This window comes from Sphingomonas trueperi, assembly GCF_011927635.1.
In the GTDB taxonomy this organism is placed as follows: domain Bacteria; phylum Pseudomonadota; class Alphaproteobacteria; order Sphingomonadales; family Sphingomonadaceae; genus Sphingomonas; species Sphingomonas trueperi.
Genome location: NZ_JAATJB010000001.1, coordinates 108,811 through 128,223 on the forward strand (window position 1 = coordinate 108,811; position 19,413 = coordinate 128,223).

At 71.5% G+C, this 19,413-nt stretch carries 27 protein-coding genes; 2 read left to right on the plus strand and 25 right to left on the minus strand.

Features of this window, described 5'->3' with window-relative positions; translation table 11 throughout:
• Positions 1–59: 59 nt before the first annotated feature.
• From GGR89_RS00515 to GGR89_RS00620, 23 genes are all read right to left on the minus strand, one after another.
• Positions 60–563, minus strand: a complete 504-nt coding sequence (locus GGR89_RS00515) for a DUF2793 domain-containing protein (protein ID WP_125974685.1) — start codon at positions 561–563, stop codon at positions 60–62.
• On the minus strand, positions 560–2,722 hold the full coding sequence (locus GGR89_RS00520; RefSeq protein ID WP_125974687.1) for a phage tail protein: 2,163 nt from the start codon (positions 2,720–2,722) through the stop codon (positions 560–562). The genes GGR89_RS00515 and GGR89_RS00520 overlap by 4 nt, the downstream gene beginning before the upstream one ends.
• Positions 2,722–3,108 carry a peptidoglycan endopeptidase gene (locus tag GGR89_RS00525; RefSeq protein WP_125974689.1) on the minus strand — a complete coding sequence of 129 codons (387 nt, stop codon included), beginning with the start codon at positions 3,106–3,108 and terminating at the stop codon, positions 2,722–2,724. Before GGR89_RS00525 ends, GGR89_RS00520 begins: the two co-directional genes overlap by 1 nt.
• Positions 3,105–3,911 (minus strand): DUF2163 domain-containing protein, encoded by an 807-nt coding sequence (locus GGR89_RS00530; protein ID WP_125974691.1) that lies wholly within the window; start codon positions 3,909–3,911, stop codon positions 3,105–3,107. The genes GGR89_RS00525 and GGR89_RS00530 overlap by 4 nt, the downstream gene beginning before the upstream one ends.
• On the minus strand, positions 3,908–6,166 hold the full coding sequence (locus tag GGR89_RS00535; RefSeq protein WP_125974693.1) for a DUF2460 domain-containing protein: 2,259 nt from the start codon (positions 6,164–6,166) through the stop codon (positions 3,908–3,910). Before GGR89_RS00535 ends, GGR89_RS00530 begins: the two co-directional genes overlap by 4 nt.
• A complete protein-coding gene (locus tag GGR89_RS00540; protein ID WP_125974695.1) occupies positions 6,166–6,726 on the minus strand; it encodes a tail tape measure protein in 561 nt (186 codons plus the stop codon). The genes GGR89_RS00535 and GGR89_RS00540 overlap by 1 nt, the downstream gene beginning before the upstream one ends.
• A complete protein-coding gene (locus GGR89_RS00545; RefSeq protein WP_125974697.1) occupies positions 6,719–6,913 on the minus strand; it encodes a phage tail assembly chaperone in 195 nt (64 codons plus the stop codon). Before GGR89_RS00545 ends, GGR89_RS00540 begins: the two co-directional genes overlap by 8 nt.
• The gene (locus GGR89_RS00550) at positions 6,910–7,224 is read right to left on the minus strand and encodes a gene transfer agent family protein (RefSeq protein ID WP_125974699.1); all 315 of its coding nucleotides are present in this window, start codon (positions 7,222–7,224) and stop codon (positions 6,910–6,912) included. Before GGR89_RS00550 ends, GGR89_RS00545 begins: the two co-directional genes overlap by 4 nt.
• Positions 7,221–7,628: a phage tail tube protein gene (locus tag GGR89_RS00555; protein WP_125974701.1), complete on the minus strand. Its 408-nt coding sequence runs from the start codon at positions 7,626–7,628 to the stop codon at positions 7,221–7,223. Before GGR89_RS00555 ends, GGR89_RS00550 begins: the two co-directional genes overlap by 4 nt.
• Before the next feature lie 174 nt (positions 7,629–7,802).
• A complete protein-coding gene (gp17, locus tag GGR89_RS00560; RefSeq protein ID WP_125974703.1) occupies positions 7,803–8,204 on the minus strand; it encodes a tail completion protein gp17 in 402 nt (133 codons plus the stop codon).
• Complete coding sequence (locus GGR89_RS00565) at positions 8,201–8,410, minus strand: hypothetical protein (protein ID WP_125974706.1); 210 nt, start codon at positions 8,408–8,410, stop codon at positions 8,201–8,203. The genes gp17 and GGR89_RS00565 overlap by 4 nt, the downstream gene beginning before the upstream one ends.
• Positions 8,395–8,961, minus strand: a complete 567-nt coding sequence (locus GGR89_RS00570) for a head-tail connector protein (RefSeq protein ID WP_125974708.1) — start codon at positions 8,959–8,961, stop codon at positions 8,395–8,397. The genes GGR89_RS00565 and GGR89_RS00570 overlap by 16 nt, the downstream gene beginning before the upstream one ends.
• A gap of 61 nt (positions 8,962–9,022) precedes the next feature.
• On the minus strand, positions 9,023–9,145 hold the full coding sequence (locus GGR89_RS22550; protein ID WP_277600102.1) for a hypothetical protein: 123 nt from the start codon (positions 9,143–9,145) through the stop codon (positions 9,023–9,025).
• An 11-nt stretch (positions 9,146–9,156) separates the two neighbouring features.
• A complete protein-coding gene (locus tag GGR89_RS00575; RefSeq protein ID WP_167712682.1) occupies positions 9,157–10,377 on the minus strand; it encodes a glycine-rich domain-containing protein in 1,221 nt (406 codons plus the stop codon).
• A gap of 139 nt (positions 10,378–10,516) precedes the next feature.
• Entirely contained in the window at positions 10,517–10,783 is a 267-nt protein-coding gene (locus GGR89_RS00580) for a spike base protein, RCAP_Rcc01079 family (RefSeq protein WP_125975578.1), read from the minus strand.
• A 16-nt stretch (positions 10,784–10,799) separates the two neighbouring features.
• Positions 10,800–11,825: a phage major capsid protein gene (locus GGR89_RS00585; protein WP_125975576.1), complete on the minus strand. Its 1,026-nt coding sequence runs from the start codon at positions 11,823–11,825 to the stop codon at positions 10,800–10,802.
• Positions 11,826–11,858: 33 nt separating this feature from the next.
• Entirely contained in the window at positions 11,859–12,227 is a 369-nt protein-coding gene (locus GGR89_RS00590; protein ID WP_125975574.1) for an HK97 family phage prohead protease, read from the minus strand.
• Positions 12,224–12,532 (minus strand): DUF6127 family protein, encoded by a 309-nt coding sequence (locus GGR89_RS00595; protein WP_125975572.1) that lies wholly within the window; start codon positions 12,530–12,532, stop codon positions 12,224–12,226. Before GGR89_RS00595 ends, GGR89_RS00590 begins: the two co-directional genes overlap by 4 nt.
• Complete coding sequence (locus GGR89_RS00600; RefSeq protein ID WP_125975570.1) at positions 12,529–13,629, minus strand: phage portal protein; 1,101 nt, start codon at positions 13,627–13,629, stop codon at positions 12,529–12,531. Before GGR89_RS00600 ends, GGR89_RS00595 begins: the two co-directional genes overlap by 4 nt.
• Positions 13,626–13,916 carry a hypothetical protein gene (locus tag GGR89_RS00605; protein ID WP_241213577.1) on the minus strand — a complete coding sequence of 97 codons (291 nt, stop codon included), beginning with the start codon at positions 13,914–13,916 and terminating at the stop codon, positions 13,626–13,628. The genes GGR89_RS00600 and GGR89_RS00605 overlap by 4 nt, the downstream gene beginning before the upstream one ends.
• Positions 13,917–14,108: 192 nt before the next feature.
• Positions 14,109–15,434: a DNA-packaging protein gene (locus GGR89_RS00610; protein WP_125975566.1), complete on the minus strand. Its 1,326-nt coding sequence runs from the start codon at positions 15,432–15,434 to the stop codon at positions 14,109–14,111.
• Positions 15,431–15,934 carry a hypothetical protein gene (locus GGR89_RS00615; protein ID WP_164542657.1) on the minus strand — a complete coding sequence of 168 codons (504 nt, stop codon included), beginning with the start codon at positions 15,932–15,934 and terminating at the stop codon, positions 15,431–15,433. The genes GGR89_RS00610 and GGR89_RS00615 overlap by 4 nt, the downstream gene beginning before the upstream one ends.
• Positions 15,935–16,106: 172 nt before the next feature.
• Positions 16,107–16,781, minus strand: a complete 675-nt coding sequence (locus tag GGR89_RS00620) for an acyloxyacyl hydrolase (RefSeq protein WP_125975562.1) — start codon at positions 16,779–16,781, stop codon at positions 16,107–16,109.
• A gap of 87 nt (positions 16,782–16,868) precedes the next feature.
• Here GGR89_RS00620 and GGR89_RS00625 point away from each other — a divergent pair, with 87 nt between their 5' ends.
• The gene (locus GGR89_RS00625; RefSeq protein WP_241217943.1) at positions 16,869–17,498 is read left to right on the plus strand and encodes a hypothetical protein; all 630 of its coding nucleotides are present in this window, start codon (positions 16,869–16,871) and stop codon (positions 17,496–17,498) included.
• Positions 17,498–17,734, plus strand: coding sequence for a helix-turn-helix domain-containing protein (locus GGR89_RS00630; protein ID WP_125975558.1), 237 nt, complete (start codon positions 17,498–17,500; stop codon positions 17,732–17,734). Before GGR89_RS00625 ends, GGR89_RS00630 begins: the two co-directional genes overlap by 1 nt.
• Positions 17,735–17,768: 34 nt before the next feature.
• On the opposite strand, the gene dapF is transcribed toward GGR89_RS00630, so the two are convergent.
• The gene (gene dapF / locus GGR89_RS00635) at positions 17,769–18,716 is read right to left on the minus strand and encodes a diaminopimelate epimerase (protein ID WP_209092075.1); all 948 of its coding nucleotides are present in this window, start codon (positions 18,714–18,716) and stop codon (positions 17,769–17,771) included.
• 9 nt (positions 18,717–18,725) lie between these two features.
• Positions 18,726–19,400, minus strand: a complete 675-nt coding sequence (locus GGR89_RS00640; protein WP_125975554.1) for a glutathione S-transferase family protein — start codon at positions 19,398–19,400, stop codon at positions 18,726–18,728.
• Between the last annotated feature and the right edge of the window lie 13 nt (positions 19,401–19,413).

The window sequence follows — 19,413 nt, forward strand, 5'->3', positions numbered from 1 at the left end:
CAAACCAAAGTTTCGGCGCAAGCGCACAAACCTGCGGACTGTTGCACAAACGTCACATGTTAATCGACACCGATCAACCCGTGTTGGCGCAACATTTGCACGACCGCAGAGATCGCCCTTCTCGCCTCTGCGTCAACCGTCGTGCCTCCCGTCGGTTCCGCCACATTCGGCTGCCGAGGACCAACTACTTGTCGTCCTTCGATAAAAAGTCTTCCATAGGTCCGCCCTTGGTACCATTCTCCGCCGCTGTAGAGCGCCAGCGCCTGGTCTGCCCCGACCCAGACCCGCATGCCGTCCTGCGGCGTCAAAAATCGCCAGCCACCCTCGGTCCAACCTGTGAGCTTGCCGCCCTGCCCGGCCCAGGCGCCTTGCGGTGCACCACCGATGATCCAGCATTGGCCGATCGTCGGCGCGGTAGGCGGCACGTTCACCATCGCCGCGACCACGGCCGCCTGCGTCGCGATGTCGAGCAGTGCCAGGGCTTCGTTGTGGAACATCTCCTTCTGCGCCTGCCCGGGTTCGAGCAGCGGCAGCGCCAGGCGCGGCGTCGGCGAAACGGTCATCGGTCGTCTCCAAGGCTGGGAAGCGAAAGCTGCGCGGCGGGGGACAGGCCGTGCGTGCCGAGCTGGCGGACGGTCAGCGTGAGCGGCAGCGCCCGGTCGGCGGCGGAAAGCGTCAGCCCGGGCGCGTCCAGCAGCAGCACGCTTCGCTCGCCCCCGCGCAAGATCTCGACCTGATACCGCTCGCTCTCCTCGCCGAGCGGAACGTCGACGCCGTCGCGCCACACCCAGCCGACCCTGCTGCGCCGTGTCCAGCCGATCCGCGTGGCCTCCCCCTGCCGAGTTGCGCGGAGCTGCACCGGCGACGGCGGCAGCAGCGAGATGCCGGTCGACCGTGCGGGTACGGCCGGCGCGTCGATCGGGTCGTCGGACCCTTGCGCCAGCAACTGGACGGTCGCGCCGATCGCAACGCGAAGCTCGAGCGCTTTGAGCGTGTCGCGCGTCACCAGCACGAAGTGGTCGCCCGCGCGCTGGGTACCGATCGCCGCTTCGGACCCGCGCCGCCCGCGCCACAGCTGCGCCAGGCGCCACCGGTTGCCGCCAAGGTTCGTAGCCCGGCCGAACTGGAGCAGTTCGTCGCCGAGCATCGCCAGGTTGGCACCGGCATCGAGCGCCGCCATGTCCGCATTGGCCAGCGCCATGTCGGCGCGGGCGAGTTCGACCTCGGCATAGCCCGCGCCATCGATCAGCGCCGCGCGCGCCGGGCCCGGCGGCACGCGCACCGTGCCGAGGATCGCCGGATAGGCCGTCTCCCCCGCCGGGGCCCAGCTCGCGCCGCCATCGCCGCTCGCGAGCAACGCCGCGCGGCGCCAGCCGCTGCCGGTGCCCGCCGCCGCGACGACGAGGTTCGGCGCCGTCGCCGCCACCTCGTCCAGCGGCGGCAGTTCGAACGGTACCAGGATGGTGCTGCCGCGTTGCGAGTCGGGCGCCGGGACCGAGCGGCCGGGGCTCGCCGCACCCGATAGCGGCGCCTCGGCGATCGGCACGCATTCGAGCTTCACCACCATATTCTCGAGCGACCAGCGATCCACCCGCCACTGGCCGGGTGCGCCGTCGATCGTGACGCGCGCGCCGGGCGCGAGCGTCAGCGCCTCCCAGCCCAGCGTCAGCGTGCGGCGCTCTCTGGCCAGATCGGTGCGGGCCAGCGCGCCGGCCGCCATCGCCTTGGCCGATCCGGCATCGAGTACGGCGGGCAGGTCGATCCTAGTCTCCCGCGTGCCGGTGCCCTGGCGCGACGCCTGCTGCACGCCCGCCTGATAGTCGCGCGCCGGATCATAATAGCCGATGCTCAGCCGCCGCGGCGCAGCGTCCGCTGGCGCGATGGCGCGCACCCCGCGGCCGGTGGGCTCGGCATCGGCGCCGACCCCGCCGTCGGACATTGCCCGCGCCGCGCCCGGGCCGGTCTGCAGAGTCAGCGCATTGCCGTCGCTCTGCACCCAGGCACCGGTCGCCGCGCACAGCGCGTCCAGCGTGGTCCGCAGCGAGTCCTGCGCGGAGAAGCCGCGCAGCGACGTGGTGAGCCCCTCCGCCGCCGCGCCGAGCGCCTGGGCGATACGGCCGGCCGGGACGGGCTCCGCATCGGCGATCACTTCGAAGCTCAGCTGGGGAATGCGGTTGCCGAAGGTCGCGAGTTCCAGGTCCTCGAATACCGCATAGGCGGTGCCGCGATGCGCGGGCGCCTTGCCCGCGCCCTCGATCGACACGATCAAAGGATCTACCGGCTGGTCCTCGGCACCGGTGTAGAGGCGAAAGCCGGTGCGCACCTTGAAGTCGCCGGCCGCGCCGCGAAGCAGCTGGCCGTCCGCCCAGATCCGACCCACGCCCAGGATAGGCCGCGTCGACAGCGCAACCGCGAACGATGCCGTGTAGCTATAGGCAGTGGTGGAAGGTCGGCCCTTGCCGCCACCCTCGGTGGCGCGATGCTCGATCAGGTCGGTCGCCCAGATCACGCTGCCCGCCACCCGGATCGTCCCGAACAGCTGCGGGACCGCGGTGCCGTAGCTCGAGGTCTGCACGCGCAGGTCGGCGAGTCGTGGGCCTTCGCGCGGGCCCTGCTTGAAAAGCAGCTGGCGATCGATCGTGTTGCCGATCAGGCTCCCCAGCCCCGCGCCGAAGGGTCCCCCGATCAGCCCGCCCGCCACCGTCAGCACCACCGTCGCCATCAGCCTTCCTCCCCCAGACGCCAGCAGCTCAGCACCGGCCAGGGCACCGGGCCGGGCCGCTCGACCACGCGGCGCGCGATCGCGTCCGCATGGATGATCCCGTCTTCGCAGCGGATCGCGAGGTGCAGCTGGCCGGGCGCGCTGCGGCACAGCAGCAGGTCGCCGGGTGCCGCCTCGGCGACCTCGATGAGCCCTGCCGCCCGCAGCTGCGCCGCGGTGCCAGCCGCATCGCCGGTCCGCAGCCGGTAGTCGGCAGGCGCGCCGCGTCCGAGCGCGACTACCGCCAGCCCGACACAGTCGAGCCCCGTCGCCACCTCGCGCCCGTGCAGCTGAAAGGGGGCACCCAGCGCCGCCCGCGCGGCTGCCACCACCGCCGCGCCGCTCATGCGCCGGGATACCGGGTAAGCAGGTCGGTGCCCGGCAGGTACGGCTCGCCGCGGAAATTGGCGGCGTTGGCGAACCGGCCCGAACAGGTCTCGAACCGGCCATCGCAGCCTTCGATCAGCTCGACCAGCGCCCCCACCCCATCGAAACGCGGCGGGCGGCGGAGCGTCACGCGGTTGCCCTCGGACGCGGCAATCGCGTCCTCCAGCCCGCCGTTCGCTCCGCCGAGCCAGCGCAGCCGGCCATTGCCATAGGCATTGGCGGTGGGTTCGGCGGCGTCCAGCGTCACCACCGCACCGGCCACTGCAGCCACGCGAGCGAAGCGCCGCCGACCGGCCATCGCCACGCGGCAGCGCGCATCGCCCAGTTCGGCGCGGCAGTCGGGCGAGGTCGCCTCGGCCACGGGCGCATCGAAGGCGGCGGTGAGCCCGCGCAGCTCGGCGGTGATCGCGCCGTCGCGGGTCTCGATCGCGCCGATCGTCCCCTCGCCGAGCGCCACCGTTTCGCCCGGCGCGGTCCAGTCGGTGGCGAACAGCGCGACGCGAGCGAAGTCCCAGCGGCCGGCGAGCAGGTCCGTCTCGGAGATGGCGTCACCGGAGAGCATGCCGTGCACGTCCATGCTGTCCGCCTCCAGCGTCGCGCTGCGCTCGACCGCGCTGGGGGTCATCCCCGGCGCGGCGCGGTACAGCACCCCGTCGATCAGCAGGTCGCGGTCGTGCGCGGTGAGGCCGATCGTCACCCCGTCGCGCCGCTCGATCCGCCAGCACAGGGTGACGGTGGTCAGCGTGCCGTCGAGCCAGCTCATTCGCGGATCTCCACCAGCGGGACCGAGGCGGCGGCCCCGGCAAGGAAGGTCGCGCGGCTGACGCGCAATTGGTCCTCGGCGAAGCGCACCGGCACGTCGAACAGGAAGGAAGCGGTGAGCTTCACGCCTGCTGCGGGCACGACGTCGAGCGTCACCACCCCGCCATCGCCGAGGGTGAAGGCCGAGGTCGCCACGCCATTGAGCTTGAGCGCCACGGTGCCCGCCACCGGCCGGGTGATCCGCCGCACCGTCTCGCCATAGCTCTTGATGAGCTGGAAGCGCGCGGTCTGGCCGTCGCCGGTGCCGAGCAGCTGGTCCTTCGCCTCATAGTCGAAGGGGTCGCGCAGCCGGAACCCGCGCGCCGGCCCCATCCGCGCCCGGTAGAAGCCGAGCAGCGCCGCGATGTCCGCCTCGGAGCGGACGCCGGGCCCGACATCATAGCGGGTCCGCGCCTGCGCCCAGGCGGCGTTGCGCCGCTCGGCGCCGCCCGCGCTGGTGACGATCGCGGTGGAGAGCTCGGGCACCACCTCGGCCTCGCGGCCGAGCGCGATCGGAAAGGACACGTCGTCGAAGGGCGTCAAATCCGCCTCCTGGTCGAAATGGGTGAAACCGTCGCGCGCCACCTGCGGCAGCGCCCACACGAAGGTCGCCGCGACCCCGCGCGCGCGGCCGCGCTCGGCGGCTTCCGCGATCGCGCGCCACTGGAGCCGGTCCTCGGCGCGCAGCACGAAGCCGGCGAGATAATGCTGCCGCGCCGCCGGATAGCCGAGCCGCGCCTGCGCCGCCGCGACCGCCCGCTCTGAGGCCGCCGCATTGCCTGCCGCCGCCCAGTCATAATCCTCGAGCTGGAGCACATCGAAGGCGGGCGAGGCCCAGCCGACCGGCATGTTGGCGCGCTTCGCCTCCGGCATCGCGGGATCGAGCACGGTCGGCAGATAGGTGAGCAGCAGCACCTGCGCTTCCGGCGCGGCGGCCTTCACCGCGTCGCGCAGTGCCAGCGTCGAGGCCGCCAGCAACGCCCCCGCCGCATCGAGCACGGCGGTGTTTACCGTACCCTTCAGATTCTGCGCTGCGGGGTTATCCAGCGCCGCCTGCGCCGCCGCGTCGTGGATGCACAGGCGCCCATCGGCCATCACCCACCACCACGGCTCACCCACCTGAAACTTCACCGCCAGCCCCGCCGCCTGCGCGGTACCGACGAACGCCAGCGCCACCGCGCGCAGATAGGCCATCGCCCCGGCGTGCGCGGGCGAGAGCAAGGTCGAGGGCGGACTCCACCCGGTCAGCGCCGGGCTGCCGTCGGCGGCGCGCTGCTTCCAGTCGCCCCAGCAATGCTGGTCGAGCAGCTCGTAGCTCAGCGACCAGATCACGCCATAGCCGAGCGCCTTGGCCCGCGCGGCAAAGTCCGCATGCCAGGCCGCGCAGGCCCGGTTGAGCGCCCCGCCGGCCAGGCTCGCATAGAAGCCCCCCGAGGCGGGTTCGAGCCGGAAATAATGGCTCATGCCGACATAATGGAGAATGTCGCCGCGATAGCCGAGCTGCAGGACGTTCCGCAGCAGCCGCGCCGGCGTCTGGTTGTAGCCGTCGTCATAGCCGGTCGCGATCGACAGGCCGTGCTCGGGCACCACCACGTCGCCGATCGCCAGCACCGATCCCGGCCCGTCGCAGGCGATGCCGGTCAGCGCCACCCAGCCCTCGCTCGCCGCCGCCAGCGGCATGGTGTCGCCCGCGACATAGCCCGGCGGCACCAGCGAGACGAACATCCGGTCGACATCCCCGGCCCAGACCGGATCCGCCTCGCCCGGCAGCAGGAAGCCGCCCGCGACATCCGCAAAGTCGATCGTCACCTCGGCATCGTCGGCCGCGCCGCTGGCATAGTTCCACAGCCGCACATACCAGGCGCGCGGCGCGCCGCCTGCATCCCGCCCCTCGATCGTCAGCACCGGGCCGTTGACCGCGTCGAGCGCGATCACCCCGGACGAGCGCCAGCGGAACCGCAGCCGGCAACCGCGAAAGTCGCGCGCGGTAGCGTACGCAAGCAGCGGATGGTCCCAACGGTCCTCGGCCTCCCAGATCAGCCCGGCGAGATCGCCGCGCCGCTGGAACACCAGGTCGACGCGCAGCGCATCGGGCGCGGTGGTGACCACGCTCGCCATCATCGGCCGGGGAAAGTTGACCGTCCAATAGACCGGATCGAAGCGGCTGATCACCCCCGTCGCCTGGTCGCGCCGCCGCGCGGCGAGCCACCAGCCCATCAGTCGAGCCCCGCCAGTGCCGAGCGCACCGCCCGCGCCACCTGCCGGCTCGATTGCGCCAGCGCCCTGGGCGCGGCATCGGCGGCGGCGTTGACCGTGATCGACACGCGCACGTCGCGCCCACCACCCTGCCCGCTGGCGGGCGCCACCTGCCCCGCGCTGGTCGGCACGAACAGCTCGGGCCCGCGCTCGCCGACCCAATAGGGGCGCCCCGGGCTCACCGGCCCGCCGGTCGCGCGGCCGGGCAGCCCGAGCAGCCCGCCGAGCAGCGACAGCACGCCGCCCGCGCTCTCGCCCCCGCGGCTCGAGGGCAAGCTGATGCCCATCGCCGACTTGGCGATCTCTTCCAGCGCGCGGATCGCGATCTTGGCGAGATCGTCGAAGCCGAGCTTGCCGGTCTGCACCGCGCGCAGCAGCGTCGTCTCGATCGTCTTGCCCGCCCGGTCGACGCCCGTGGCCAGCGGCCCTTCCAGCGTGCCGCGCATCGCATCCACGTCGCGCGCGAAGCCCGCGGTATCGGCCCGCACCGACACCACCAGCCGTTCGATTTCCTCATCCATCGGGAAACTGCTCCTGCAATCGTGCGATCAGGTCCGCGCTCGGCGGCTCCCCCGCCTCGGGCATGGCGGCGGCCAGCAGCGCGGCGAGCTCGGCCGGGGTCGCTCGCCAGAACCGATCGGGGCTCCAGCCGAAGGCGAGCCCCGCCAGTCCGGCCAGCCGCCCGGCGGCCTCGGCGAAGCTCGTCACCGCCCCGCCAGGATCTGGCCGATCAGCGCCTTGAGCGCGGGCGTCGCCGCCACCAGCCCGGCTTCGGCCACGCCTTCGGAAAAGGCTTCGCGCGTCATGCCCTCGGGGGCCGCCTTGAGGCAGTGCCAGAACAGCGCGACCATCTCGCCCAGCGCCAGCCGCCCTGCTGCGGCACGCTCGACCAGCGCGAACAGCGGGCCCAGCTCGGCCTCGGCGGCGACCAGCGCCTCGAAGCTCGGCCGCAGGACGAGCGGCACCCCGCCCACCCGCAGGGTCGCCTCGCCGCGCACCGGATTGGCCGTGCCGGTCATGCGCTCACCACCGGCCCGGAGCTTTCCAGGCTCAGCGTGTAGCTGCGCTCGCCGTTGAAATCGCCGGCATAATCGAGCCTCGTCACGAGGAACTTGCCCGTCATCGTCTCGCCGCTCTCGAAGCTCAGCCGATAATCGTCGAGCGCGCCGGCGAGCGCATTGGCCTTCACGCGGACCTCGGCCGTCGATCCGGTGAACACGCCCGCGGCGGACACGCTCACCGATCGCACCCCGGCGCCGGACAGCAGCTCGCGCCAGCCGCCCGAATCCTTGCTGGTGATCGCCACCGCCTCGCCGTTCACCGAAAGCTGCGTCGTCCGCAGCCCCGCCACGGTGGCATAGACCACCGGCGTCGCGCCATTGCCCACCTTGAGCAGGAAGGCACTGCCTTTTTCCGCTGCCATGTTCGTCTCCTGTTGGTTGTTTGGGGGGGGGCTTGCCCCCTCCACCACCGCCTTCGGCGGCGGTCCCCCTCCCCAGCTTCGCGGGAGAGGAAACCCTTGTGCGGATAGCGTCTCCTCCACCGCGAAGCGGGGGAGGGGGACCGCGCCGCGCCAGCGGCGTGGTGGAGGGGGCAATCACCCGCCCCGCAGCATCCGCACCCGGTGCTCGACCACCGCCGTCACCCCGCTCGCGCCCTCGTCGACTACCCGCGTGCGGACCAGCACCCGGCTGACGATCCGCCAGCCGCCGCCGAGCGCCGCCGGCATTGCCGCGATCGCCGCCTCGACATCCGCGGCGAGCGCCCGCACCCGCTGCCGCGTCGCGCCGGAATCGCGCACCAGCACCGCGGTGCGCACCTCGCGGCCGTCCTGGTCCTTGGTGCTCCAGTCGGTCAGGATCGCCTCGTCAACCAGCAGATAGGGCCGCACCGCGCGCTGCGGCGGCGCATCGAACACGCCGTTCACCGGCGCCGACAAGGCCCCCGTGCCGGTCAGCACTGCGCGCATCGCCGCAGTGATCGCTTCCTGCGGGCTCATCGCAGCAGCCCTCCCAGCCAGCGCAGCGCCGGGTCGGCGAGCCAGCGCCGCCACAGCCCGCGCCCCGCCAGCGTGACCGCGCTGCCCTCGACCGTGACCGACACGGCCGGCACCGCTTCGCGCACCCGCTCGGCCAATCGCCCGGCCGCGTCCGAGGCCGCCGCGCGGCCGGTGGTTTCGGCGCGCGCCTTCAGCTGCTCCAGCATTGCCGCCTTGCTCCTGCCATCAGCTGCAGCCGCCGCCACGGCCGCCAGAATGCCACCACCGCCGCGGGCGGCACCGATGCGTCGCCGCGCGCCTCGAGCAGATGCGCCGCGAGCAGCACCACGCCTTGCGCGAGCGGCGGCGGCAGATTGTCCCAGCCCGGCGCGGTGCCCGCGACGAAAGTCACGCGCACCCGCGCCGGCACCGTCGACGGCGCCAGCCGCACCCAGCCCTCGCCGCGCGCATCCAGATCGATCGTGTACGCCGTCACCGGCAGCGCCGTCGCCGTGCCGGCGGCATCGACCGTCTCCACCGCGCCGATCGCGGTCACCGGCGCCACCGGCAGCCGCTGCCAATCGGGCGAGCGGGCGAGCCAGGCCTGCCACTGGCGCGCGATCCAGGCGGTGCCGGTAAAGGCCTCGCCCAGCGCCAGCGCGGTCTGGACCGCGGCGGTGACGGCGGCATCGTCGGTGCCGTTCGCCATGCGCAGATAGTCCTTCACCGCCGCGCACGCGCTCGCGATCGCCGCCGCCGGAAAGGGCGGTGCGTCCATGGTTCTTCTCCCTCTGTTGGTTGCCGCCGCGCGTTACTGCGGCCCCGGCTCAGGCCCCGGCTCAGGCGCCGGCTTCCGCCTCGGCCTCCAGCGTCCGGTTCTCGCCCGGATCATAGGGGGACGTGCCGTCCCATTCGATCCGGTTGACCACCTCGCCCGCCTCGATCACTCGATAGACCGCCATCGCCCCGCTCCTCAGCCGAAGGTCCAGGTGACGCGCACCTCGCCGCGCCCGCCATTGCCGCCCGCGCCTGGCGAGAAGCCGGTGTCGCACGCGCCCCCGCCGCCGCCGCCACCGCCGGGGGTACCACCGCCCCCCCCGGCGCCGGCATTGCCGATCAGGTTGCCGGAAAAGCCGCCACCGCCGCCCGCGCCGCCGGACTGCACTGCAGGATCGGCGGCGGCACCCGCGCCGCCGGCGGGGACCGTCGCCGTGCCCGCCGTCCCGCCCGCAGGCGGCGCGGCGGCATGGCTCGATCCCGCGCCACCGGCCGCCGCACCCCGCGCGACATTGCTCGCATCGAGGCTCGCGCCCGCGCCGCCGCCGCCGGTGGCGCCGTTGCCGCCCAGCCCCGCGGTCGCGGTCGAGGCGCTGGCCCCGCCGCTGCCCACCGCGCCGAAGGTGCCGACGGGCAACGTGGCGCCGCCGCTCGCATTGGCGGCCTGGCCCGCGCCGCCGCCATTGCCGCCATCGGCGCGGATCAGCGCGCCCAGCAGGCTCGCGCCGCCGCCGCCGCCGGCGACGCCGTTCGCAGCGGCGGTGCCCGGCGAAGGACCGCCATTGCCGCCCGCCCCCACCGTCACCGACTCGGAGGTCCCATGCGCGGCGGCGGCGAAGCGCAGCAGCTGCACCATGCCGCCGCCACCGCCCCCGCCGCCGGTGCGGATCGACCCGTTGGCACCGCAACGCCCGGAGCCGCCACCCCCGCCCCCGCCGACCGCCATCACCTCCAGCCCGGTCGCCAGCGGGGGCCGGGTACTGGTGGCGGAGCTGGCATAGACGATCCGCAGCGGCGCGATCCGCCAGTCGAACGCCTCCCACGCGCCCTGCCACCAGACGAACCACGCCGCGTCGCCCTGCGCCGACAGCCACGCGACGTCGCTTGCGGACGCATTGCGCACGGTCACCCGATTGCCGCTGGCATCGCCCTTGTGGACGCGCAGGAAGTCGCCCTCGCGCACCGCGCTCGCCGGCAGGGTGATTGCGAAAGCGCCGCCGCTCGCATCGGCGCGGATCGAGCTGCCGCAATCGTCGCTCGACGCCGTATAGGCGGCGGTCTTCTCGATCTCGGGCAGCCGCGCGGCGCCGTCATAGAGTTCGTCGAAATTGGCGTTCGCCTTGATCCAGGCGGCACGCTCGGTATCGCCGGTGCCGTCGTTCGCGGCGGACCCGACATTGATGCTCTGCTTGGCCATGCTCAGCTCCTGTCGGTGCTGCGCAGCGTGGAATCCACGGTGCTGGTGGTGCGGTCGACCCGCGTCGAGAGCCCAGCCCCCGCCGGCGGCGGCGCACGCCGGCGCGCCGCCGCCGGGAGGGACAGCGAAAGCCCGTCCATCAGTAGAGCGCCAGCAGGTCGGCGGCGGTGGTGCCGGTCGCCCGCACATAGCGCGCGCGGAACGGCAGGATCGTGCCGCTGGCCACGTTCTTCCACACCGTGTCGACGCTGCCGTTGACCCCGCGCATCGTCACCGCGCCGCCGGTGCCGACATAAAGCGCCTTGGGGATGTCGGTCAGCGCCGTGGTGTCGCTCGGCACCACCGGGATCGCAGAGGTCGCCGGGGCCGCGACATGGTCGGCCCGGTTTGCGAAACTGTCTGCCATTGGTTCCTCCTCCGGCTCAGTTCGCGGCGAACTTGAGGAGCTTGATCGCCTCCGAATTGCTCACCATGCCGCCCAGCCGCTTGGTCGCGTAGAAATGGACGAAGGGCTTGTTCGAATAGGGATCGCGCAGCAGCTGGGTGTCGCCGCGCTCGGCGATCAGATAGCCCGCCTGGAAATTGCCGAAGGCGACCGAGAAGGCGTTGGCGGCGATGTCCGGCATGTCCTCGGCCTCGACCACCGGATACCCCAGCAGCGTCGCCGGCTGGCCCGCGGCGATGCCGGGCTGCCAGAGCATCTGGCCGTCGCTGGTCTTGAACTTGCGGATCCGCGCGAGCGTCGCCGAATTCATCACCCAGCTCGCCCCCTGGCGATAGGGCGCGCGCAGCGCCTGGACCAGGTCGATCAGCTTCTCTTCCGGGTTCGCCGCGAAGGCACCCGCCGCGCCGGTAGCCAGATATTGCAGCGTGCCGAAGGCGCGGGTCGCATCCGCCGCCGTCGAGGTCGGCACCGCGAGGAAGCCCTTGGGCTGGTTGGTGCCGCTGCCGCTGACGAACGCCGTGCCCTCGGCCTGGGCGAATTCGCGGGCGATCTCGCCGGCCAGCCAGCTTTCCACGTCGAACATCGCGTCGTCGAGCATCGCCTGACTCGCCGCCGGGTTGGCGTAGAGCTCGCCGAAGGGCGGCGCGACTTCGTTGAACACCGGCGTCGCGGTGACCGGGCGCGCCGCGGTCTCGGACGCCCAGCCGCTGTCGAAGCCGCCGCTCGCGACCAGCTTGCGATAGCCGCTCGACCCCACCTTCACGACATTGGCGATGCTGCGGATCGGCGAGATCGCCTGCAGCGTCGCGTCGATCTGCGCGTCGATCTCGCGCGGCACCGCATAGCCGCCCTCGGCGCCGCTCGCACCCGACAGCGCCTTGGTCTCCACGCCGCCGCGCAGATAGCCGTCGAACGCCGCGCTGGAGACCGGCCGGCCACCGGCCAGCATCGGCCGCACCGGCGGCAGCGTCACCTGTTCGAAGCTCGTTTCCATCGCATCCATGGTCTTCTCCCACCTCAGAAAATCGGAAAAAACTCAGCCGACCGCATGCACCCGCGCGAGCGGCTGCATCGGTTCGGCCACCAGGCTCACTTCGATCAGCCGAACCGCGGTCAGCTCGCGCACCCGGCCGCGCCGCGCGGCGCCCACGCGGTAGCCGAAGGACAGCCCCGCCACCGCGCCCTCGGCGACCAGCGCCGCGAGCCGCGGATCCTCGACCCGGCCGATCACCCGCAGCCCCCGCGCATCCTCGCCGATCGCCTCGATCGTGCCGACCGGCGCACCGCGATGCTGCCAGAGCAAGGGCACCGGCCCCACCGGCCCGAACGCCCCCCGCCGCACCACATCGCCGCCGCGATCCTCGCGATCGAACACCGCCGCATAGCCGGCGAAGCGCACGCTCATTTCAGCCAGCCGGGAAAGCCCAGCCGCAGCGCCAGCAGCACCAGCACCAGCGCCGCCATCGTCCGCCCCAGCCACTGCATCACCGCCTTGATCATCGACTTCTTGGCATCGCGCCACGCGCTCAGCAGCTCGCGCAGTTCGGCCATGTCCTTGGCCGCACCCGCATCCTCCAGCCCCAGCCGGGCCAGCGCGCGGTTCGCGCCCACGGTGCCTGCCTCTTCGGCAATGGCGCGGAGCGTGGTCAGCTCGGCGCCTTCCTCTTCGGCCTGCGCGATCAGCTGGCCGAGCATCGTTCCATCGGTCATGGCAACCCCACCATCTTGCGTTTCTCTTCGCTCGTCAGGAAATCGGCGCCCGCGACCTGCCGCCAGAGCAGCTCGCGCTCCTCGGCCAGCGCCGTCACCCGATCGAGATCGACCGCGAGCGCGGCGCCCGGAAACCAGGCGCCCAGCCCCTGCGCCAGCCCGCCGAGCAGATGCTCGGCCATCGGCAGGATCGCGAGCCGCCACAGCGCGCGATTGGCCTCGCGGTAATTGGCGTAGGCCGCGTCGCCGGGCAGCCCGAGCAGCATCGGCGGCACCCCGAAGGCCAGCGCGATCTCGCGCGCCGCCGCCGCCTTGAGCCCGACGAAATCCATGTCGGCGGGGGTCAGGCTCATCGCCTGCCATTTGAGCCCGCCTTCGAGCAGCATCGGCCGCCCGGCATTGGCGGCGCCGGCGAACCCGGCCTCCATCTCGTCCTTCAGGCGAGCGAACTGGTCGGGCGCCAGCGCCGAACCGTCGCCCGGATCATAGACCAGCGCCCCGCTCGGCCGCGCGGCATTGTCGAGCAGCGCCTTGTTCCACCGCGTCGCCGCATTGTGGATCGCGATCGCGCCCGCCGCCGCGTCCAGGCAGCCCAGGCCATAATGGTCGTCGGCCGGGTGGAAGGCGCGCAGATGCAGGATCTGGGGCCGCCCGCCATCGTCCGCCGCCAGCCGGGTAACATGCTCGCCGACCCGGTAGCGATAGGCCACCGGCCAGCCGGCGGCATCGGGCTCCACCGTCACCCGCTCGGGGCGCAGCGCATAGAGCGTCTGCAGCTTGCCCGCTTCGTCGGTGAGCAGCTGGACATAGGCATTGCCGTGGAGCAGCAGCTGCGCCGCCAGCGTCTCGAGCAGCCGCTGCCCGCCCGAGGGGGCGGCGACCAGCGCCACCAGCCCCGGATCGGTGCCGGTCAGCGGTGCGCCGCCGACGCCCTCCGCCACCAGCCGCACCGCGCGCTGCGCCACCGGGTTCTGGCAATAGCCTTCGCGCAGCTGTACCTCGTAGCTGCGCGGCCAGTCGCCGAAGCTGCCCCAGCCGCCCCGCGCCAGCGCCGGCCGCTGCCCCTCGCGCGCGGCCTTGCGCCCGAACCACTTCATCGCGCCAGCTCCGCGACGCTGAGCTTGCCATCCTGGTCCAGGTCGCGTGCCCAATAGGCAGCGGTGAGGCTGGCGCGCATCCCGTCCCAGAACCCGCCGGTCAGCTTGTCGGGGGGAAATACCTTCGCGATCAGCGCCTGCACCTCGGCGGCATCGAGCATGCCGTCGCCGTCACGGTCGTTCACCGCGACGGTAACGCCGGCGCCCACCGCGATGCCGGTCTGCGCATTGAGCGCGCACGCGCCCGTCAGCAGGGCGAGCAGCCCTGCAGCCATGCAGTTTCGCATTGCGTTTCTCCTATGTCTAAATCCTCCCCGGAACGGGGAGGGGGACCATTCGCGCCAGCGAATGGTGGAGGGGCCGCCGCGGCACGCGGCGGTATCGGGCGGCTTGGGCACACCGCGCCTTACGGCGCGGCCCCTCCACCACGCGGCTGCGCCGCGCGGTCCCCCTCCCCGTACCGGGGAGGATCTGGGGTCTCACACCACCCGCACCGCCGCTTTGCCGCGCCGGCCGAGCATCAGCTCGGTCACCGCCCAGACCAGCGCATCGGCGCGGTCGGGCGAGCGCCCCGGCCCTTCATAGCCGCCGCACGCCTGCAGCCCGGCCAGTTCCGCCTCCAGTTCGGCGAACACGCTCGCGTGCCACACCAGCCCGCGCTCGTAGAGCAGCGCCACCGGCTCGGCGCGCACCACCTTGCCGCGGCTGGCATGGACCAGCCGGAGCGGCAGCGCGCTGTCCGCGGCCTTGAGCACGCTTCCCACCATCGCGCCGCCTTGGTTCTTCTCCGCCACCACGCACTCGGCCTCGAACCGCGCCGCGCAGTCCGCCACCGCCGCCGCCCAGCCTTCGGGGCCGAGCCCTGCGACGCTGGCATCGGCGAGCACATAGCCGTGCTTGTCCTCGCCCAGCCCGATCGCGACGATCCCGCAGGCATCGCCCTCGGTCCCGGCCGGCGGATCGACCCCGACCACCACCCGCACCAAGGGCACGTCGACCGCGCGGCGCTGGCGCTCGATCAGCGCACGCGGCCACAATGCGCCGGCGACATCGTCGATCATCTCGCCGTCCAGCTCCTGCCGCCCGAGCCGCGTGCCGGCATATTCGGCGAACATCGCCTCCACGAAGCTGCGCGGCAGATGGATATTGTCCCGCGTCCGCCCCCTTGTCTCGTGCAGGGTCGGGCGCGGGATCGCCATCACCCGCCGCATCAGCTTAACCGGCCGCGGCGTGGTCGTGACCACCACCCGCGGCTGCTCGCCGCGGCGCATCCCCAGCATCAGATTGTCCCAGGCGATGTCCGCTGCTCCCGCGCGCCACTTGGCAAGTTCGTCGCACCAGGCGAAGTCGTGCTCGGGCCCACGCAGTTTCTCGGGCGCCTCGGACGAATAGACGAACGCGCGCGCACCCGAGGCAAACACCAGCTCGCCGCGCGTCGGATGCCAGCCGATCGTCTCCAGCTCGCGGGCCACCGCCAGCAGCCCGGCCGGTCCCTCCACCATCACCCGGCGAACCTCGTCCACGGTGGCGCCGACCAGCGCGATCCTGGCCTCGGCCCGCTGCCGCGCCATCTCGCTGATCCATTCCGCCCCCGCGCGCGTCTTGCCGAAACCACGGCCCGCACGGATCAGCCAGACCCGCCAATCCCCCTCAGGCCAGAACTGGCCTTCATGCGCCCAACGCCACCACGCCTCGTTGAAGAAGCGGAGGTGCGAGCGCGGCATCTCGCGGATCATCTGCACCCGCTCATCGCGCGGTGCCAATGCCAACCGCGCCAACGCATCCTCGGCATCGGCCGGGGTCATGGCTGATCCCCGCGCTCTTCGGCGAGCCGCTTGGCCAGCGCGTCCAGCTTCTTGTTCAGCGCAGCCTCTGCCTCGTCGCGGCTGACCCGTACCACCCGCCCGCGCGGCGTTTGCGGCCGGTTCTCCACCGTTGCCCGATGCATGCGCAGCAGCTCCATCGCCAGCTTGGCATCGAATGCCCCGGCCGGCGGCGGTACCTCGTCGATACCATCCTCCTCGAACGGGTGCGGCGCTGCCAACTGGGCGAGCAGCTGCTCCTCCAGTCGCTCATAGCCCGTGAGAATCGCCGCCCGCCAAGCGCTCGCGAACACGGGATTTTCGCGGCGGCGGCGATAGGCAGAGCGATGATCCACCTTCGCTTGCTTGCACGACCGCACCACGTTGCAAGTCGCCGCGAGCATGTCGAGGAACGCGCGCTCCTGCCGATCACTCCAGGCATGGGCCGGCAGCTTGCGCTTCTGCAGGCGACGATTGGTCGCCTTGCCGATCACGTCAGTCATGGCACCTCTTCCGAAAGCGCGAACGGGCCGCGGCACTGATGTGCCCGGCCCGTTCCATGAAGCCGCCGAGGCGACTCGCAATTCTTCAGCGTTCCTGTTTTGTGCCACAGGAGCGTGACGATGTCAAGACTTTTTATCCTATTTGGTACATTGGCAGGATCGCCAGGCGGGATCAGCGGCCAAAACGGTGCACCAGTCGGATGCCGATCGTGTCGATGCCGGGGTTCTGATCCGAAAAGAGCTGGTGGTGGCTGTAATGCTCCCATGCCAGTTCCGCCGCCCAGTTCGCGCTCAGGCGAACGCCGATCGCCGCATTCGGGTTGAACAGCACCTTCGATCCGAACGAGGTCCGCCGCCGATAGATGTCGTAGCGGCGCCGCGCCTCATCCACGGCAATGCTCGGCGCGAAAGGATCCGGGGTGAAACGATAGCCGTCGATAACGGTAATCCCGATCCCCACCTGGCCGTACAGCCGGTTGTGCAGGATATGCTGCCGCCATTCGGCGCCGACGCTGGCAAAGCTGGTCCGTCCGTTGGTATTCACTTGCAGCTTGCCGGTCAGCCGTGGCTTCAGCAACACGCGCAGCGGCCTGCTACGGTAGGCCAGTTCCACGTCGGTCGTGCCATTTTCCTCCTGGCCTTCATAGATCTGCCCCTGTGGCAGTGCCGGCAGGTCGAAGATCAGCTTGCTGCCCAGCGGGTGAAAATTCGCGCCGTGGCGGAGCACGCCGATCGCCAGTTCCGCCCCATCGGGCCGTGTCGGCGCGGGCGTGATTTCCTGCGCCATTGCTGTGGTGGAGGCGAGCGTCAACACGGCGCCCAAGGCACCGGAATTCCATAGCTTCATGTCGGTTCCCCCGAACGGCGCGGCTATCGTTAGACCGCCTGCATCGTGTATAATGAGAATATATTACCGTCAAACAGAAAGATTTTGATGACAAACAGCTATTGGCTGCCGCGCCGCAAGGCCGTGCTGTGCCGGGCCATGGGGGCGACCTTCCTTGTCGCAGCCTTGGTAATGGGGATCGTGATCGCCGTGGCGGGGATTTCGCCCGGCGCGTCGCCGATTTGCGGTGGAGACGCCCCCTGTGCCTGGCGGGCGCGGCCCACCCAGCTGCTCGATCAGGACGTGCGGGTCGCTGTACTGGCCACGCCGGCGGCGCTGCGAACTTTCGAAGCCTATGTCGCCCGACCGGATGTTCGCCTGGGCCTCGCCGCCGTCGAAGCCATCAATCTCGGTCCGTTCGCCTTGCTGCTGGCCGGGGTCGGCCTCGCATTGCGGCGGCTGGGCGGCAATGGTGGTCCCGATGCGCTGCCCCGCGCGCTGCGATGGCTGCGCGTCTCCGCAATCGCGGCGCTGGTCTGGGCGCTGACCAGCCCTGTCTATGATAGCCTGCTGGCGACGGTCCTCTCGCCCGGCACGCCCAATGGCGAGAAGATCGAGCTGTACATCTATCTCGACAAGATCGGCGGCGGCCTGCTTCTGGCACTGGCGGCCTATGCGACGATCTGGGCCATCGAGGCCGGCTTCGAAGCACGCCGCGATCTGGACAGCTTCGTCTGATGCCAATTATCGTCAACCTTGATGTCATGCTCGCCCGTCGCAAGGTCCGTTCGAAGGAACTGGCGGAAGCGATCGGGATCACCGAGTCGAATCTGTCGCTGCTGAAATCCGGACGGGTGAAGGGGGTGCGCTTCGCCACGCTGGCGGCGATCTGCCGCTACCTCAACTGCACGCCGGGCGACCTGCTGGACTATGATCCGTCCGACGACGACCTGCGGGGCGAGGAAGGCGGCTAGAGCCTTTCACGTGGACGGACGGGGGACCGCGTCGCTATTGCGCCAGCCCCGCCACCATCGCCTCCCACGCCGCGCGCTCCGCCTCGCGATCGCGCAGCGTCGCCACCGCGCTGAGGGTGCCGGCGGCGAAATCCACCTCCACCGCCCGTTCCGCTTCGAACGTCGCGTTGCCGCTCAGCATCACCCGCGTGTCCGGCTCGGCCTGGCCGCGGACCATGCCGCCGCGGTTGAACACTTCGATCGGGGTACCGAAGGGGACGCGGCCGGTGAGCGCGGCGCTCAGCACCGAAGCCGCCATCGCGCTGCCGCAGCTGTCGGTCAGCCCGACGCCGCGCTCGAAGGTGCGGACGAACAGGCGGGTCGGCCCGCGGACCTCGACGAAGGACACATTGGCGCGCGCGGGCAATAGCGGCGGGCGGCTTTCGCACCATTCCCCAAGTTCCACCAGTTCGGCCTCGTCGACCTGGTCGACAAAGGTCACCAGATGCGGGTTGGGCATCGCCACCGCGGTGAAGGCGCGGGGGTTGGGCAGGCCGGCAATCGGCGCGTCGCGCACCTGCTCGGGCGCCCCGACCAGCCCGACATCGGCGGCGCGGGTCGAGTTCGGCCCCACGAGCGTGCGGATCGTCGCGACGCCGGGGGCGATCTCGGGATCGCGCAAAACGCTGGCCGAGCTGGTCTTGAGCTTTACCTGCGCGGCGTCCAGCCCCAGCAGGTCGAAGCCCAGCCGCGCGGTGCAGCGCAGGCCGTTGAGGCAGGTCTCGGCCTCGGAGCCGTCCGAATTCCACATCCGCATGCCGAAGGCGTGGGCGTCGTCGCCCGGCACCAGCGCGAGCAGGCCGTCGCCGCCCACCGGCCCGGCGCGATCGGCGAGCAGGCGGGCGAGCGTCGCCCAGTCGGCTTCGGACAGCGTCAACGCGCGCGCGTCGATCAGCGGGAAGTCGTTGCCCGAACCGTGGCACTTGGTGAATTCGATACGCATGCCGCCCATTTAGGCGGCGGCGGTCGCCTTGGCTACTGCGCCGCCCATCGCCGCCACCTGCGCCTTGTCGCGCGCGAGGATCGCGGCAAAGCTCGGCCGGGCGTGGATCGCCTCGACATAGGCGGCGGTGCGCGGGTAGCGGGCAGCGTCGACGCACACGCCGATGCAGCCCAGCGTGGCGAGCGGGCTGGCGATGGCGATGTCGGCGAGGGTCAGCCGGTCCTCGACCAGGAAGCCGCTGTCGGGGATGGTCTTCTCCAGATAGGCGAAGATCGGCGGCAGCTGCTCGTTCTCGGCCTGGTCGGCGGCTTCATGGTCGCAGGGCAGCTGCATCACCCGCGGTTTCACGAACCGATTGCCGAAGATGGCCCCACCCGCCGCCATCATGATCGTATCCGCCACTTCGTCGAACCAGATCGTCCGAGCCCGCGATTCCGCCGCGAGCGGGATCAGGTTGGGCTCGGGGTACTTGGCCTCGAGATAGGTCACGATCGCGGACGAATCGGCGATGGTGAAGTCGCCGTCGCGGAAGCCCGGCATCTTGCCGAACGGGCTGATCGCGCGAAACTCGGGGTCCGGGCTGCCGGGTCCTGCGAATTTCAGCTGCAGTTCCAAGCCCTTCTCTGCCCCGAACACCATGCATTTGCGGACATAGGGGGACAATGTCGAACCATAGACGATCATCGGCGTTCCTCTC